Source organism: Roseomonas genomospecies 6 (assembly GCF_008365375.1).
Taxonomy (GTDB): domain Bacteria; phylum Pseudomonadota; class Alphaproteobacteria; order Azospirillales; family Azospirillaceae; genus Azospirillum.
In genome coordinates, this window is the sequence record NZ_QOKW01000014.1 from 101,472 (window position 1) to 117,843 (window position 16,372).

Genomic DNA, 16,372 nt, shown 5'->3' on the forward strand with positions numbered 1-16,372 from the left:
CGACTCTGCCTGTCGGGTTTTTGGTGTCGGGTTTTTTGGATTTGGGCCTTGCCGGATTCTTCCGCCGGAACAAGGCTCCACGCAGTGTCGTACCGTTCGGTGGCGGCGCAAACATCCCAGTGTGGGAGTCGGTCTTCCGCCGATGCGCCCGCCCTATCCGTCCGTTCGGCCCGCAAGCGTGACCACGGGCATCCTAACCGCTTCGCCCACAACTGATTAGACGGTACAATCCGCTTGGGCTTATGAGCGCGGTGCATGAATGAACCGGAACGACCTGAGCGATCTGGCGGCTTTCGCCGTGGTGGCGGAGGAGGGGAGCTTCACGCGGGCGGCGGCCCGGCTGGGCATGTCCCAATCCGCGCTCAGCCACGCCATGAAGGCTTTGGAGGACCGGCTGGGTCTGCGCCTTCTGGCACGCACCACCCGCAGCGTGTCCACGACGGAGGCCGGGCAGCGGCTGCTCCGCACGCTGCGGCCCGCGCTGGACGACATCGCCGCCGGGCTGGCCGCGGTGGGTGAGTTGCGGGAGAAGCCCGCCGGCACCGTTCGCATCACCAGCGGGAAACACGCCGCCGTCCGGCTGCTGTGGCCCGTGCTGAAGCGTTTCCTGGCCGATTTTCCGGAGGTGCAGGTGGAACTGTCCATCGACAGCGGCCTGACCGACATCGTGGCCAGCCGCTACGACGCCGGGGTCCGGCTGGGCGAGCATGTGGAGAAGGACATGATCGCGGTGCGCATCGGCCCGGACCTGCGGGCGGCCATCGTCGGCGCTCCCTCCTACTTCGCGCGCCGTCCGGTGCCCTGCGTCCCGCAGGATCTGGCCGGGCATGACTGCATCAACTACCGCTTCACATCCTCCAGCGCCCTGTATGTCTGGGAGTTCGAGGACAAGGGGCAGCCGATCAACGTCCGGGTGACCGGATCGCTGGTGTCCAACGACATGGACGTGATCCTGGCCGCCGCCCTGGATGGCCGGGGGCTGGCCTACATCTTCGAGGACGAGGTGGCGGAGCACATCGCCGCCGGGCGGCTGGTCCGGGTGCTGGAGGACTGGTGCCGGCCCTTTCCCGGCTATTACCTCTACTACCCCAGCCGCCGGCAGATCCCGCCGGCCCTGGCCGCGCTGGTGGACGCGCTGCGTTACCGGCTCTAGCGATCCGCGCAACGTGCGCATGCCGATTCCGCGCTCCGGACAGATCCGAAAAAGGATTATTAACGTACCAAAGAGATAAGGTAATCGGAGCAAGCGGCGGTCAAGCCGCAGGGACGGGATGAGCGCCGAATGATGCGTGTGTATGCCTGTATAACCCAGCAACACGATCTGTGGCTCGTGCTGCTGGCCGCCGCGGTCTGCGGATTCGGTGCCTGGGTGTCGCTGAACCTCGCCCGGCGCGCCGCGGCGGCGGGGGGGCGGGCGCGCTGGGGCTGGCTGGCCGGTGCGGCGACGGCGACCGGCGGCGGCGTGTGGGCGACCCACTTCATCGCCATGCTGGCCTTCCGGACCAGCCTGCCCATGGGTTACGACGTCGGCCTGACGGTCCTGTCCATCCTGTTCGCCATCGGCGGCGCCGCGGTCGGAATCCGCCGCGCCATCGGCGGCGGGCGGTTCGCCGCACCGCTGGGCGGCGCCATCGCCGGGGCCGCGGCGACGGCGATGCATTTCACCGGCATGGCGGCGCTCCAGGTGCCGGCCAATCTGCATTACGACGTGGGCCATGTCGCGGCGGCGCTGGGCTTCGGGGTGGTTCTGGGCGGGGCGGGCTTCACCGCCGCCTTGCGCAACCGGTCGCTGAAGGGTCTGGCCGTGGGAGCGGCCTCGCTGGCGCTGGGCATTTGCGGGCTGCATTTCACCGGCATGGCCGGCGTCACGCTGATCCCCGACCCGCTTCACGACCTGTCCGACCAGATCATGGAGCCAGGGCTGCTGGCGGTCGCCATCGCGGTGACGGCCACGGTGGTCATGGCGTTGGGCCTCGCCGGGGCGATCGTCGACCAGCGGCTGGCCGACCGCACGGCCCGCGAGGCGGCCCGGCTGCGCGCCAGCGAGGAGCGGTTCCGCCAGCTCGCCGACGCCACGACGGAAGGCATCGTGATCCACCGCGGCGGGGTGATCCTGGACGTCAACCGCGCCCTGGCCGAGCTGCTGGGCTGGCCGCCGGGCCATTTCATCGGTCAGCCCATGCTGGAATTCGTCGTGCCGAACCGCCGGTCCGACATCCTGCGGAAGCTGGCCGAGCCGACCTCCGAGCGGGTGGAGTTGAATCTGCTCCACGCCGACGGCACGGCGGTGATGGCGGAGGCGCACGGGCAGGACATCACGCACGAGGGCCGCCCCGCCCGCGTCGTGACCATCCGCGACATCCGTGAGCGCAAGCGGGCGGAGGAGCGCATCCGGCATCTGGCGAACCACGACCTGCTGACCGGCCTGCCCAACCGATCCCTGTTCCTCGACCGTCTGAACGTCGCCCTGGCGAACGCGGAGCGGGCACGCACCGGCGTGGCCGTGCTCTATCTGGACCTCGACCGCTTCAAGGCGGTGAACGACCTGCTGGGCCACCCTGCGGGCGACCGGATGCTGCAGGAGATGGCGCGCCGTCTGCAGGACGCCGTTCCCGGCCACGACACGGTGGCGCGGCTGAGCGGCGACGAGTTTGCCGTGCTGCACCGCATCGCCCAGCCGGGGGAGGCGCTGGCCCTGGCCGACCGGCTGGTGAAGTCGCTGAGCGCGCCCGCCGATCTGGACGGCCAGAGGATGGTGGTCGGGACGAGCATCGGCATCGCCCTGTTCCCCCAGGACGGCGCCGGGGCGGAGCCGCTTCTCCAGCACGCCGACACCGCCCTCTACCGCGCCAAGGAGGAGGGGCGGGGAACCTTCCGCTTCTTCGAATCGGCGATGAACGAGCGGTTGCAGGCCCGCCGCGGCATGGAGCGCGACCTGCGCCAGGCGCTGTCCGACGGCGCGCTCACCGTTCATTACCAGCCGCTGGAGGATTGCGGGACGCGCCGCATCCTGGGCTTCGAGGCGCTGGTGCGCTGGAAGCACCCGGTGCGCGGCATGGTTCCGCCGTCGGAATTCGTGCCGCTGGCCGAGGAGAGCGGGCTGATCATGCAGCTCGGCGAATTCGTCCTGCGCACCGCCTGCCGGGACGCCCGGCACTGGCCCGACCCGGTCAAGGTGGCCGTCAACCTGTCGCCGGTCCAGTTCCGCCATTCGGACCTCGCCGCCACGATCCTCGCCATCCTGGAGGAGGAGGGTCTGCCGCCGCGCCGGCTGGAGATCGAGGTCACCGAGGGCGTGATGATCGACGACACCGAACGCGCGCTGGCGGCGCTGAGCGCCCTGAAGGCCGCGGGCGTGCGGATCGCCCTGGACGATTTCGGCACGGGCTATTCCAGCCTCAGCTACCTTCAGAAATTCACCTTCGACAAGCTGAAGATCGACCGGTCCTTCGTCCAGCTTATGGCCGAAAGCCGCGAATCCCTGTCGATCATCCGCACCATCCTGGCGCTCGCCAAGAGCCTGGACATCGCCGTCACGGCCGAGGGCGTGGAGACGGAGGAGCAGCGCGCCCTGCTGAAGAACGAGGCCTGCAACCAGCTCCAGGGCTATCTGATCGGGCGCCCGCTCCCGGCATCCGAACTGGCGCGTTTCTACGAGCCGGCGTGAGGCGGCATTCCGGCGCGGGTCAGCGGATTTCGAGGAGTCCCGTCAATTCCCGCACGACGAGTTCCAGGCTGTCCGCCACGGCCTCGCAGGACACGCGCTCTTCCGGGGTGGTGAAATCGGCGGAGCGCAGGGTGGCGATCTGTTCCTTCAAGCGGCCGATGTAGGCAATCAGCTTTTCTTCCATGTCCGGACACCTGTGGCGCGAGAGGCTTCCCTCATCGACAACAGGCGAGCGGAGGCTTCGGCGCCGGGAATCTTTCACCGGTACACGCCCCGGGTTCGGGGCGGCGGATCAGGACCGCCGCCCCGCCCTTTCCCTTACAGCTTCTCTTACAGCGGCTTGATGCCCTGCCGGTAGGTGAACAGGTCGGCCTTGTCGTACGCGGTCTTCACCTGCCGCAGCCGGTCGTAGTTGCCGCCGTAATAGGCGCTCGACCAGTCCTTCAGGGACGGATCGGGGAAGTTCTGGAAGGCGCCCACCGCCTTGGTGGTGGTGTTGACGGCGGCGTAGAACCGCTCCTGCCAGGCCAGATTCTCGTCCACCAGCGGCTTCGGGTCCTTGCGGTTCCACCAGTTCACTTCGGAGGAGAACAGCCAGTCGTAGCCGCGGTGGACGTAGGCGGTGGCGCCGGCGGGGGTGGCGTTCACCTTGCCGCCGACCTGGAAGAACTTGAAGGCGTTGGCCATGCTGGTGCCGGGCATGAGACGGGCCATCCCGACCATGGCGGCGACGGAGGAGGGCGTGATGTCCGCCGCCTTCATGTAGGAGGATTTCTCCTGATAGAAGTACGGGTAGGTGAATTCGCTGAGCAGGTCCTGCGCCGGCCAATAGGCCATGTCGCGGTCGATCGTCTTCTTCGACGCCTTCTCCAGGACGGGGCCGATGATTGCCTCGACCGTCGTGTTGCACTTGTGCAGTTGGCCGAGGAGGGAGATGGTGAGCCGCTGGTCGGCGCTGCCGCGCGCCGGCTTGGTGACGCTGATCTTGCTGCCGAACTCCGGCGGCGCCTCCGCCAGACGGGTGAGCAGGGCGTAGAGCACCTCGTCCACGTCCGTGGTCCAGGCGATGTCGAAGAAGGTGACCGTCTCCACCGGGAAGGTGCGCAGGGTGAAGGACGTGTTGATGCCGAAATTCCCGCCGGCCCCGCCGCGGCAGGCCCAGAACAGGTCGCTGCCGGGGCCGCTCTCCTGGATGTCGGAATGCAGGGCGCCGTCCGCCGTGACGATGCTCGTGGACTGGAGCAGGTCCGACCCCATGCCGAACATGCGCATGTTGAAGCCGATGCCGCCGCCCAGCAGGAAGCCCGCGGCACCCACGGTGGTGCAGCGCCCGTGGGTGACGGTGCGGTTCAGCCGTTCGAGCGCCTGATAGACCATCCCGTTCAGCGCGCCGCCGCCGACCTTGACCAGCCCGTCCCCGCCGGGCAGGGCGGTGATGGTGCTCAGCGGCGTCATGTCGATCAGCAGGCCGGGGGTGGTGGAGAAGCCCGCGTAGTTGTGCCCGCCGCTGCGCACGGCGAACCGGGCGCCGTGCTTTTTCACCCAGGCGACGCAGGCCTGGACGTCCTGTTCGGTGGCGCAGCGCGCGATGGCGGTCGGCAGCGTCTGGAAGCGCAGATTGTTCGGCCGTGCGTAGTCGCCGAAGAACGGGTCGTCGGGCAGCACCACGCCGCCCTGCACCGCCCCGGCGAGATCCTTCAGCGCCGAAGCCTCCATCCGGCGGCTGCCGGTCTCCGCGGCGGCGGCGGTGAAGGGCACGGCGCTGGTGAGCGCCGATGCGGCGGCGAACCGGCCGGCACCGACCAGGAACGTACGGCGGCTCGGCTGCACGAAATCGAACATTGGCTTCCCCCACAGAATTCTGTGGTATCGTATACAACTTTCTGAGGGGGATGGCGAGTTTTGCGCTCGTCAAGAGAGATGAAACCGAACGGGTTTCACCCATTCTGTCGTGGTGACCGTTGACACAGGAAACCAGGCACACCGCAAAAAGGAAAGCTGCCCCTTGCAGCCACGAAAAATCGCGCCAAGCAAACAATGTTTGCTGGCCGCGCCGTCATCTGATTGTCATGTGAGAAAAGAATGGTGCCCAGGGACGGAGTCGAACCGCCGACACGGGGATTTTCAGTCCCCTGCTCTACCAACTGAGCTACCTGGGCGCCGCTGCGTGCGGGGGCGTCTTATAGGAAGAAGCGGGGCGCTTGTCCAGCGCAATTCGTCACCCGTTCGAAAGAGATTTTTCAGCGGCGCGACGCCGGACGGGGCGGGGCTACCCCGAAAGTGGTCATACCGGTTTTGACTTGAGTCATGGTCCCTCACCCGCAATGGCGGGATAGTCCTTGTGCCGCGCGGACCAAGGAAAAAGCGCCGCCCGGCCATGACCGAATTTCCGTGCGTGCCCCGGATGCCGACCCGCGAGGGCCACAGCCCGTTCGCATCCGGCCTGATTGCCCGGCCCGAACAGGCCGGGGGCGCGCCAAACGCAAAGGCGACACGATATGCCCGTCACCACGCTCGCAGAACTGAACGACCTCGTCCTTCGGGTCCGGGAGGCTCAGAAAATCTACGCCGGCTTCCCGCAGGAGACGGTGGACCGCATCTTCCGCAGCGCCGCCCTGGCCGCGGCCAACGCGCGCATCCCGCTGGCGAAGCTGGCGGTCGAGGAGACGCGCATGGGCGTGATGGAGGACAAGGTCGTCAAGAATCACTTCGCCTCCGAATACATCTACAACAAGTACAAGGACGAGAAGACCTGCGGCATCCTGGAGGAGGACCCGGAATACGGCATCATGACGATCGCCGAGCCGGTGGGCCTGATCTGCGCCATCGTGCCGACCACCAACCCAACCTCCACGGCCATCTTCAAGGCGCTGATCAGCCTGAAGACGCGCAATGGCATCGTCTTCTCGCCGCACCCCCGCGCCCGCAAGGCCACCTGCGAGGCCGCCCGCATCGTGCTTCAGGCCGCGGTGGAGGCCGGTGCGCCGCCGGACATCATCGGCTGGATCGATGCGCCCTCGCTGGAGCTGTCGAACGCGGTGATGCATCACCCCGACATCAACCTGATCCTGGCGACCGGCGGACCGGGCATGGTGAAGGCGGCCTATTCCTCGGGCAAGCCGGCCATCGGCGTGGGCGCCGGCAACACCCCTGCGGTGATCGACGAGTTCGCCGACATCAAGCGCGCGGTCGCCTCCATCCTGATGTCCAAGACCTTCGACAACGGCGTGGTCTGCGCGTCGGAGCAGTCGGCCATCGTCGTGGACTCCGTCTATGACGCGGTGCGCGACCGCTTCGCCCACCACGGCGGCCACATCCTGTCCGCGGAGGAGGCCGACGCGGTGCGCAAGGTTCTGCTGAAGAACGGCGCGCTGAACGCCGACATCGTGGGCCAGTCCGCCGGCGCCATCGCCGCCATGGCCGGGCTGACCGTTCCCGCCCACACCAAGGTGCTGATCGCCGAGGTCGAGGCGGTGACCGAGGACGAGCCCTTCGCGCACGAGAAGCTGTCGCCGACCCTGGCGCTCTACCGCGCCCGCGATTTCATGGACGCCTGCGAGAAGGCGGCGGCCCTGGTCGCGCTGGGCGGCATCGGCCACACCTCCGCCCTCTACACCGACCAGGATCAGCAGCCGGAGCGCATCCGCCATTTCGGGCAGGCGATGAAGACGGCGCGCATCCTCATCAACACCCCTTCCTCGCAGGGTGGCATCGGCGACCTCTACAATTTCCGGCTGGCGCCGTCGCTGACGCTCGGCTGCGGGTCGTGGGGCGGCAACTCGATCTCCGAGAATGTCGGGCCGCAGCACCTCATCAACCGCAAGACCGTGGCGAAGCGGGCCGAGAACATGCTCTGGCACAAGCTGCCGAAATCCATCTACTTCCGCCGCGGCTGCCTGCCCTTCGCGCTGGAGGAGTTGCGCGGGAAGAAGCGCTGCCTGATCGTCACCGACCGCTTCCTGTTCGAGAACGGCCACGTCGACGAGACCGTGCGCATCCTGAAGGGGCTGGGCCTCGCGGTGGAGACCTTCTTCGAGGTCAACGCCGATCCCACCCTGGCGGTGGTGCGGCGTGGGCTGGCGCTCGCCAACGCCTTCCAGCCGGACGTCATCCTGGCGCTGGGCGGGGGCTCGCCGATGGACGCGGCCAAGATCATGTGGGTGATGTACGAGGCGCCGGACGTCGCCTTCGAGGATCTGGCCCTGCGCTTCATGGACATCCGCAAGCGCATCTACACCTTCCCGAAGCTGGGCGTGAAGGCGCAGTTCGTCGCCGTCCCGACCACGTCCGGCACCGGGTCGGAGGTGACGCCCTTCGCCGTGGTGACCGACGAGCGCACCGGCATCAAGTACCCGATCGCCGATTACGAACTGACGCCGAACATGGCGATCATCGACGCCAATCTGGTGATGGACATGCCGAAGGGCCTGACCGCCGCCGGGGGCATCGACGCGGTGACCCACGCGCTGGAGGCCTACGTCTCCGTCCTGGCGAACGAATACACCGACGGGCAGGCGTTGCAGGCGCTGAAGCTGCTGAAGGAGCATCTGCCCTCCGCCTACGCCAACGGCGCCAAGGACCCCAAGGCGCGGGAGCAGGTGCACAGCGCCGCGACGCTGGCCGGCATCGCCTTCGCCAACGCCTTTCTCGGCGTCTGCCATTCCATGGCGCACAAGCTGGGGGCGGAGTTCCACCTGCCGCACGGCATCGCCAACGCGCTGCTGATCGCCAACGTGATTCGCTACAACGCCGCCGACATCCCGACCAAGCAGACCGCCTTCAGCCAATACGACCGGCCCAAGGGCGTGGCCCGCTACGCCGAGATCGCCCGCCATCTGGGGCTGGGCGGCAACCGCGACCACGAGCGGGTGGAAAAGCTGGTGGCCTGGGTGGAGGAGCTGAAGCGCACGCTGGACATTCCGGCCTCGATCCAGGCCGCCGGGGTGCCGGAGGCGGAATTCCTGGCCCGGCTGGATGCCATCGCGGAGGCCGCCTTCGACGACCAGTGCACCGGCGCCAACCCGCGCTTCCCGCTGGTCGCGGAGATGCGGCAGCTCCTGCTGGACAGCTACCATGGCCGCGCCTACGCCGAAGGGGTGGCGCCCGCTCCGGACGCCGGGGCGGAGCGCAAGCCGGTGGCCCTGATCCATTCGCGGTGATCCGTTCGCGCTGAAGCCTTCCTGATGGGCCGCCCGGCACCGGGACACCGGATGCCGGGCGGCCCATTCTTTTGCCCGGATAAAAAGCCGGTCTGCCGAAGTCTTCACGCCCTGACGCCATGAAACGTCGATTGGCTGTGAACCCATTGACTGAAACGGCAGCAGGTGATCCCGGTCATGATCCGATCCTATCAATCCGATTACCGTCATCGCGGTCCCGCGATGCATGCATTCGTCTTCAAAGCCCGGCGCCTGCGGAAGATGCGGCACGGCCTTTTCACGGAGGCGGTGCGATGAGCCTGTCGGTGGTAAGTCCGCCGGTCTGCGGCACGCTGGACGAGATTCTGCACCCCGCATCCACCGATTTCCGCAGCCTGCCGGACCTGATCGGCGGGCTGATGGGCCGGCTGGCGGAGCGCGCGCCGCTGCGCGGCGGGGCGCTGTGGCTTCAGGACATGGGCACGCTGGTTCTTGCCCGGGACGGGACGGGGGGCGGCCGCTGCTGGACGGCGGACGGGGACCCCAACGACGCCGCGGCCGATCCGGAGGCGGTGGTGGTGCCCATCACCTACGCCGACACGCCGTTGGGCGAGATGCGGCTGGTCCTGGACCGCGCGCCGGACGGCGCGGCGCCCGACGCCCCCATCCTGCACGACGTCGCCCGCCAGTGCGGTTATCTGGCCAAGCGCTACGAGGTGCGGCGCTGGGCGGAGCGGCGGTTCGGGCGGCCCCTGATGATGGTCGGCATGAGCCGGGCGCTGCGCGAGCTGGACGCCTTCCTGGAACAGGCCGCCCACAGCGCGCTGCCCGTCCTGCTGACCGGGGAGTTCGGGACGGAGAAGGCGCTGCTCGCCGCCGCGATCCACGGCTGCGGGCCGCGCCGCGATGGCCCCTTCGTTCAGGTCAGCGGGGCGGACCCGGCGGGGACGCCCGCCGACTGGTTCGCGCGGGCCGCCGGGGGCACCCTGTTCCTCAGCGGCGTGGACGAGATGACCCCGGCCCTGCAGGGCCAGATCGTCCAGCACATGCCGTCCCATCTCGGCCAATGGCTGGACGCGCCGGGCGGCTGGACGCTCTCCGCCAACGGGGCCGCCAACGGGATGGCCGACGGGATGGGAGGGCCGCGCGTCATCGCCTCGACCACCGCGGACCTGCGGCGGCGGGCGGAGGAGGGGCGCTTCTCCCGCCCGCTTCTCGCCGAGCTGGACTTTCTCTGCGCCACCGTGCCGCCGCTGCGCGACCGTCCGGCGGACATCGAGCCGCTGGTCCTCGCCGCCCTGGACCGCCACGGCGGACGCGCCGACGAGACGCGGACGGACGAGCTGATCGCCCTGTGCAAGGCCCATTCCTGGCCGGAAAACCTGTTCGAACTGGAGCGTGTGATCGCCCGGCTGGCGGTGATGACCGGGGGGAAGCCGATCCGCCATGGCGACGTGCGCCGGCACGCCCCCTGGATGGTCGGCGGCGCCATGCCGGCGGAGCCGATGCCCGGCGCCGACAGGACGCTCCATCCGGACACCGCCCCGGTCCCCCCGCCGGACCCGTCGCCCGCGGATCGCTGGGTGCACGGCGCGCTGACCCGCGACCAGGCCGCTCTGGCGCCATTGCATGGTGGCCTGCGCAAGGCGCTGGCCTTCCTGGGCGAGCGCTACGCCGATCCGATCACGCTGGACGAGCTGTCCCGGCAGGCGCATGTCAGCCCCTCCCACCTCAGCTACCTGTTCCGGACGGAGCTTCGGACCTCCTTCAAAGGGCTTCTGGGCCGCATCCGCATCCACAAGGCGCGGGAGATCCTGGCCGCGGACCGCCGCCTGCCCATCACCGAGGTGGCGATGAGCGTCGGTTACGGCGACCTCAGCCATTTCGAAAAGAGCTTCCGCCGCGTCGTCGGGCAGAGCCCGCGGGAGTACCGGCGCAACCTGCCCGGAACCGCCGCGGGCGGCTGATCGGGGAATTCATGGACGTGGGCCTGTCGGGTTAGCTCCCGACAGGCCCGTTTCATTCATGGGAAGGTTCGAAGGGGAATCTCATCCCTAGAGTTGTACAAATTATAGAAAAATGGGCCGTTCAATTCGATGCTGCTTTTTATCATCATCGTCCTGTGCAGAGATATTGTCTTGATGCCGTTATCTTCGAAGAAATACACAAGAAACTTCGCCTCTCTCCCGAAAGAGCTGCATGTTATCAAATCACCGTTTACCTCTATATCGACTTTTATCTTTAGAAACGGTTTGAATACAAAATTGATTTGGAACATCGAATCCCAATTTCTGTCGAAGAACTGCGACGGATTATCTTTGGTCTGAACGATTTCTGGAGGATAGTTTCTGTTCCATCCCAATTTGTTAGTTTCAACCATGGGAAATATCTGTTTACGTCCTATCTGGCCTCTTTTCCACGAAGATTTGATTATATCAGAAAAATAATCGTATATGCTGTTTTGCTCGAATGCGCCGTAATTAATAATCATATTTTGCAACATATCCTGGATGTAGTTTATTTCAACGACCGCGCTCAGCTTCCTGTGAGCAAAGCTTATTCCGTTGTAATCAACAGAGCGTTTGCAGAGCTGAAGTATTGCCGAATTAAGTTGGCTTTTTATGTTGTTGTTGATTGTTTCTTCGGTTCCTGAGGTCGATTTAAATTCTATTACTTTTGCTTTATCGTTTGAATAAGGAGAATGAACCCGCATATCTGGGTCATTTTTCTTGTCAAGATCAATGCCGATGAACTTCCCTTTATCCAAATATTTAGCGGCCTTCTCCCATTCCAAACGGGTGCCGCGCACAACGGACGCGATGCCCCTGGCCTTCGCCTCGAACGATCCTGCGAATTTCTCGAGAGACTGCGTTTGCAGTGTCTGCCCGTTTCTTTTTGCCAAATATCGAATAATAAGGTTGTATAATTCAGCCAGTTCGGAAACGGCCTTCATGGCGTCGTATATTTGCTCGGCTGTTCTTCTGTCAAGCCGTTCTACGTCGACGATTGTTCTTTTGAACTGATCGAGAAAGGTGAAGACATTATCGCGAAACTCCGAATTTGCTTTCAGATTGCTGCGTGTGTTGTCATTTATCATGGAAATTTCTCCATTCTGTACCCGTTCCGGCCTGTCGCGCAGGTCGGGTGGATGGCCGACACCGTGGCGGCGGAGGGTCCGAGAGGGGAAGGATTGACAGGCGGCGTATTCGGCGCGGATGGAACCCGCCGTACGCCACCGCAAGTGTCTACTGCCAGAAGCTCTCGATCGACTGAAGGGGAATGGAATCCTGGCCGTAGCGCAGGTCGGCCACGCATTCGGCGGCTTCCCGGTCCGCGCCCGGCGCCACTCGGCGGAGTGTCTCCTCCAGCTTGCCGCCGAAGGCGTCGAACGCGGCGTCAAGGCGGATCTGACCGGTCTGCGCGTCGTACAGAGCGACGGAGGACGGGAAGCGCGACAGGCCGGGATCATGGGCCAGCAGATTGGCCCAGCGGCTGCCGATCCGGCCCCACAGGCTGTCTGCCGATCCGAACAGGGGCAGGGCCTCCAGCGCCGCCGGGTCCAGGCCGATCTTCCAGGCGGGATCGGTGAGGACGGCCGTCACGCGGCTGCGCAGCCGGTCGCGGAGTTGCCCCAGCGAGTCCGCGGTCATGCTCCCGGCTTCCATCGGGAAGCTCTCCAGCACGGCCTTGTCGGCGTCGGCAAAGTCGCTCCAGGGAAGGGGCCGGGAAACGGGATCACCCCGCAGCGTCCGCACCATGGCCTCGATGCGGTCGAGCGGCGCGTCGGGATCGCCCAGCGTGTCGCCGATCGGCTTCAGGCAGCGCAGCAGAGAAACGGCGGCCCGTCCGTCTGGATGCTCGGCCAGATGGGCGTGGATCATCGCGTCGGACGCGGTGAGGAAATCGTTCAGATGGATACGCCCCGTCAGGCCGGCGGTGAGTGCCCCGATCCGCTCGCCGATCAGGCGGTCGAGGTCTGTCACGTCGCCGTCGGAAAGCGCCGTCCGGACGGCTTCCCACAGGGCGCGGTCCATGATGGGGACGCCGATCCCGTACAACGTGCCGGCGATCCGTCCGTCCGGCGCGCACAGCGGTTGGAAGGCCGGGATCGCCGCCGCCGACATGGGGTAATCCAGAACGATGGTCCGGGCGTGCAGCCCCGACTGCTTCAGTGGCTCCACGATGCAGAGGGCCATCGCCTCCACCGTCCATGGCCCCGGCGACAGACAGTCGATGCCGCCGCTTCCCTGGTTGACGACCAGCAGATCCAGGGTCCGGCCCGTGACCTCCTTGGTGAGGCGCGAAAGCCGCTGCGCGACCTCCAGCGGATTGGCGCCCAGCGTGATTCGCGCGGAGAGGTCGGGATAGTAGCTCCGCGGGTACTCGGCGGCGGCGCCCTGCGCCAGCTCCGCGCTGCTCAGCATCAGATGACGGCACCGGCCCTCGCGCAGCGCCTCCACCCACGGGGCGGCGGCCTCCGGCGCGTCGTCGCGCAGGCCGGCGTCGATCAGGGCGTTCAGCGTCGCGGTCAGCCGGCTGTGGACGGCGCAATCGTCCGTCTGCGCCACGCTTTCGGAGAGCGACCGGATCGTCTCGGACAGGGCGGTGACGGGCAGCCCGTCGACCAGCGACGGGTACGGCGCGCCCTGCGCGGCAGGTGTCGTGGAGACCGTGGCCACGGTCGGGCGGTAGCGGAAGGGGGCGAGGTCCGCCTCGGCGTTCCAGGCAATGGTCAATCCCCTGTCGCCGCGATCCAGCGCGAAACCGCCGGGGTGGCCGATCAGCCAATCCTCGATGAGGGTGGCGGCGGCGGTGAGGATCTCGTTCGGCTGGCGCCCGCCCTTGCCGTCCTGGAGAAGGAGAGCGACGGGGGCCGCCGATGCGCCATAGCCCTTTTCCGGCCAGCAATGGTCCAGATGCAGCGCCGCGGCCCAGGGACCGTCGATCACCGGCTGGACGGGCGGATCGGACAGCGCCTCCGCCGGGGAGGGCCGGGCGGTGAGATGCCGCAGCAGCTTTTTCGTGTCGCCGGAGCAGGTGCGCAGGAAGGACGCGCGCTCCTTCAGATGGCTTTCCATCGTCGCCGACACCCACAGGCCGAATCCCACCGCGTTCGCGATGGCCGTGGCCCCGTCGCTCCAGTCGCCCCGCTGGCTGGCGGCCTCGATGGCGTCGAAGACCGCCGCGGGAAGGGCGGTCCGATCCGCGTAGCCCGGAACCTTGGCGGCGAACCAGCCGTCGAAGGCCGCCGCCAGCGCCGTGTCCGTGGCAAACCCGTAGCCCTGGCAGACCTGCTCCAGGATCACGACGAGAAGCCGCCGCACCGTGGCGTCGCCAAGCCCGTCGATGGCCTTCAGGGACAGAGGCGCCACGTCTTCCCGGATGCGGGCGCGGATGGCGGAGATGCCGTCCGTCGTGGCCTGATCCTGTTTGGCCAGCAGGTCGTACAGCCGCTGGATCAGCGCCGGTGCGGCGTCCTGCGGCCGGGTCGTGGACCGGCACAGGGTGTTGACCGCCCACAGGGCCGAGGTGATGCGGTAGGCCGGCCCGGGTCGCGGCAGGCCGTTCTCGATCCGCACGTCGCCCGTGAAGCGCCGCCACTGCTGCCGAAGGGCCGGCGTGCCATGGCGCGGAATGGCCACATCGACCAGCACGGCGGCGCAGACGTTGCGTCCGTACTCCGCCGCATCCCGGTCCGTGCCGGACTCCATCCCGCCGCTCACCCTCATCTCCGCCCATTCGTCCGCCGGGCTTACCGCGGGGGCCGCGCCGTTCAGCCGGTGCAGCAGCCCGTACAGCTCCAGCTTGAGGGGGAACAGCGCCATGAGAAGGGCATTGTGCAGGCGCTGGAACAGGGCGAACCAGGCCGGCGCCGGAAGGCCGGGGTCGATGAGAAGCTGCGCGGTCCATCCGCCGGCGCCTTTGGTCCCTTCCTCCATCACGACGAACAGGCTGTGGCCGGACGGGTCGATCTCCGCCATCCGCTGCGCCAGCGTCCGCATCCGGCCGCGCAGCCAGTCCGCCAGTTGGGGATAGCCGCCGTTCAGCAGGCGGGTCAGCGCGCGGTCGGCGGCGGCCAGACGATCCGCGGGAAGCCGGGCGTCGTAGCGGACCTTGAAGCGGATCGCGAGCCGCAGGCGGTAGGCGGTTTCGGCGGCGTAGGACAAATGGACGCCGGCGGCGGCCTGTGCGGCCTCGTCCAGCGTGTTGGCGATCCGGGCGATGCCCGCCGCGATGGCCTTCCCCTTGTCCAAGGCCTTGCTCTTTTCCAAGGTCTTCGCCGCCGCCATTTCCTGGTCGAGGCCGAGAAGCTGGCGCCGCTCCTCCGCGAAGGGGGCGGTGCCGCCCGCCTCCGCCGGTCCCGCCAGGGCCTCGGTCAGCGGCAGCAGGATGTCCCGGGCGCCGCGCAGCGGGCGGGAGATGGCGTCGTCCTCGATGGACTGGCTTTCCTTGGCCTCGCCGACAGCGCGCAACGCCTGCTTCAGCAGGAGGCGGGCGCCGTCCAGCCGGTCGTCGGGAAGCGGAAACCGCTCACCCTCGTAGACCGAACCGGGCGGCACGCCCAGCAGAGACGGGGTTCCGTCCCCCATGACGAACAGCCGGTCCATGGCACTGGCTTCAACAGCCATGCGCTCTTCGGGCGCGCCGATCCCGAAGGCGGCCCCGCGCACCATCCCCAGCCAGGCGGTCTGGAACGGCTGGAGCGGGTGGACGGCGGCGGCGGTCCATCCCCGCAGGGAGTCGCGCTGGGAGGCCGCCGCCACCGGCAGATTCAGCACCTGCGTCGCGGCGGCGGCGACCGCGTCCAGGCTCCCCTTCACCGGGGTGAGCGGCGGGATTTCGGGCGCGACAACGATCAGTTTCCGGCGCGTGCGGGACGGCATGCGGGATGTCCTTCGGCTCGGTTTGGTGCTCGGTTCGGGGCTTTGCGGGAACGGCTCCGCCCCGCACGCCCCGGGAAGCCGCCCTGCGGTGCGGTCCCTCCGGTGCGGCCCCTCCGGTGCGGCAGGTCGGCGGCGGCCTTACAGGGCCGGATCGCCTTTGCTGTTCATCGCCCGTGCGATCTGGGCGCTGGCCGCGGCCATGGCCTGCTGCGCCGCCTCGCTGGCCGCGGCGACGGCCTTCTGCTGCTGCTCGCTGGCCTGCTGCATCGCCTGCCCGCCGGCCCCGCCGCTGGCCTGAAGCGCCTGGGACATCGCCTCGTTCGCCTTGGACATGGCGCTGTGCTCGTCGGCGTCGCCGCCGGGGTGCGCGGTCAGGCCGGGGATCGACTCCACCGCATGGCCGGCGAGCTGGATGGCCTGTTCGACGGCGGCCAGAGCCTGTTCGGCGGCGTCGCTCACGCTCTTGACCGCGTGGTCGAGCAGCGCGCTGGCGATTTCGGCGGGCGTCTTCGCACCCGGTTCGAAGGGCGACGTGTCGGGCGGCGGAGCCGGCGGCGCCTCCGGCACGCCGGGGACCGCCGCAGGCGGTGGAGCCGGAGTTTCGGGCGCCGCCGGAGCGGCCGCCGTTTCAACTGTCGGGCTGCTGGGGGGCTGGGAAACGCCCATCCTTCGATCTCCTTCGT

The 16,372-nt window shown here is 67.7% G+C and carries 9 protein-coding genes and 1 tRNA gene; 4 read left to right on the forward strand and 6 right to left on the reverse strand.

Features of this window, described 5'->3' with window-relative positions; translation table 11 throughout:
• The first annotated feature begins 259 nt into the window (after window positions 1-259).
• Both DS843_RS18165 and DS843_RS18170 read left to right on the forward strand, forming a co-directional pair.
• A complete protein-coding gene (locus DS843_RS18165; RefSeq protein ID WP_149470274.1) occupies window positions 260-1,153 on the forward strand; it encodes a LysR family transcriptional regulator in 894 nt (297 codons plus the stop codon).
• A gap of 129 nt (window positions 1,154-1,282) precedes the next feature.
• A complete protein-coding gene (locus tag DS843_RS18170) occupies window positions 1,283-3,667 on the forward strand; it encodes a bifunctional diguanylate cyclase/phosphodiesterase (protein WP_149470275.1) in 2,385 nt (794 codons plus the stop codon).
• A 19-nt stretch (window positions 3,668-3,686) separates the two neighbouring features.
• Here DS843_RS18170 and DS843_RS31260 read toward each other — a convergent pair whose 3' ends face one another.
• From DS843_RS31260 to DS843_RS18180, 3 genes are all read right to left on the reverse strand, one after another.
• Entirely contained in the window at window positions 3,687-3,851 is a 165-nt protein-coding gene (locus DS843_RS31260; protein ID WP_167525358.1) for a hypothetical protein, read from the reverse strand.
• Between the two features lie 146 nt (window positions 3,852-3,997).
• Window positions 3,998-5,509: an FAD-binding oxidoreductase gene (locus DS843_RS18175; protein WP_149470276.1), complete on the reverse strand. Its 1,512-nt coding sequence runs from the start codon at window positions 5,507-5,509 to the stop codon at window positions 3,998-4,000.
• A gap of 241 nt (window positions 5,510-5,750) precedes the next feature.
• A tRNA-Phe gene (locus tag DS843_RS18180) sits at window positions 5,751-5,826 on the reverse strand.
• Window positions 5,827-6,165: 339 nt separating this feature from the next.
• Between DS843_RS18180 and adhE the strand changes: the two genes are divergently transcribed.
• Complete coding sequence (adhE, locus tag DS843_RS18185) at window positions 6,166-8,826, forward strand: bifunctional acetaldehyde-CoA/alcohol dehydrogenase (RefSeq protein WP_149470277.1); 2,661 nt, start codon at window positions 6,166-6,168, stop codon at window positions 8,824-8,826.
• Window positions 8,827-9,119: 293 nt separating this feature from the next.
• On the forward strand, window positions 9,120-10,772 hold the full coding sequence (locus DS843_RS18190) for an AraC family transcriptional regulator (RefSeq protein ID WP_149470278.1): 1,653 nt from the start codon (window positions 9,120-9,122) through the stop codon (window positions 10,770-10,772).
• 56 nt (window positions 10,773-10,828) lie between these two features.
• Here DS843_RS18190 and DS843_RS18195 read toward each other — a convergent pair whose 3' ends face one another.
• The 3 genes from DS843_RS18195 to DS843_RS18205 form a co-directional block, all read right to left on the reverse strand.
• Entirely contained in the window at window positions 10,829-12,046 is a 1,218-nt protein-coding gene (locus DS843_RS18195; RefSeq protein ID WP_149470279.1) for a hypothetical protein, read from the reverse strand.
• A 4-nt stretch (window positions 12,047-12,050) separates the two neighbouring features.
• Window positions 12,051-15,689: a hypothetical protein gene (locus DS843_RS18200; RefSeq protein WP_149470280.1), complete on the reverse strand. Its 3,639-nt coding sequence runs from the start codon at window positions 15,687-15,689 to the stop codon at window positions 12,051-12,053.
• Window positions 15,690-15,827: 138 nt separating this feature from the next.
• Window positions 15,828-16,355 carry a hypothetical protein gene (locus DS843_RS18205; RefSeq protein ID WP_208852271.1) on the reverse strand — a complete coding sequence of 176 codons (528 nt, stop codon included), beginning with the start codon at window positions 16,353-16,355 and terminating at the stop codon, window positions 15,828-15,830.
• Window positions 16,356-16,372: the final 17 nt, after the last annotated feature.

Coding starts and splice junctions, on each gene's coding strand:
- DS843_RS18165 (WP_149470274.1), top strand. CDS start 260: ATGAACCGGAACGACCTGAGCGATCTGGCGGCTTTCGCCGTGGTGGCG.
- DS843_RS18170 (WP_149470275.1), top strand. CDS start 1,283: ATGATGCGTGTGTATGCCTGTATAACCCAGCAACACGATCTGTGGCTC.
- DS843_RS31260 (WP_167525358.1), bottom strand. CDS start 3,851: ATGGAAGAAAAGCTGATTGCCTACATCGGCCGCTTGAAGGAACAGATC.
- DS843_RS18175 (WP_149470276.1), bottom strand. CDS start 5,509: ATGTTCGATTTCGTGCAGCCGAGCCGCCGTACGTTCCTGGTCGGTGCC.
- adhE (WP_149470277.1), top strand. CDS start 6,166: ATGCCCGTCACCACGCTCGCAGAACTGAACGACCTCGTCCTTCGGGTC.
- DS843_RS18190 (WP_149470278.1), top strand. CDS start 9,120: ATGAGCCTGTCGGTGGTAAGTCCGCCGGTCTGCGGCACGCTGGACGAG.
- DS843_RS18200 (WP_149470280.1), bottom strand. CDS start 15,689: ATGCCGTCCCGCACGCGCCGGAAACTGATCGTTGTCGCGCCCGAAATC.
- DS843_RS18205 (WP_208852271.1), bottom strand. CDS start 16,355: ATGGGCGTTTCCCAGCCCCCCAGCAGCCCGACAGTTGAAACGGCGGCC.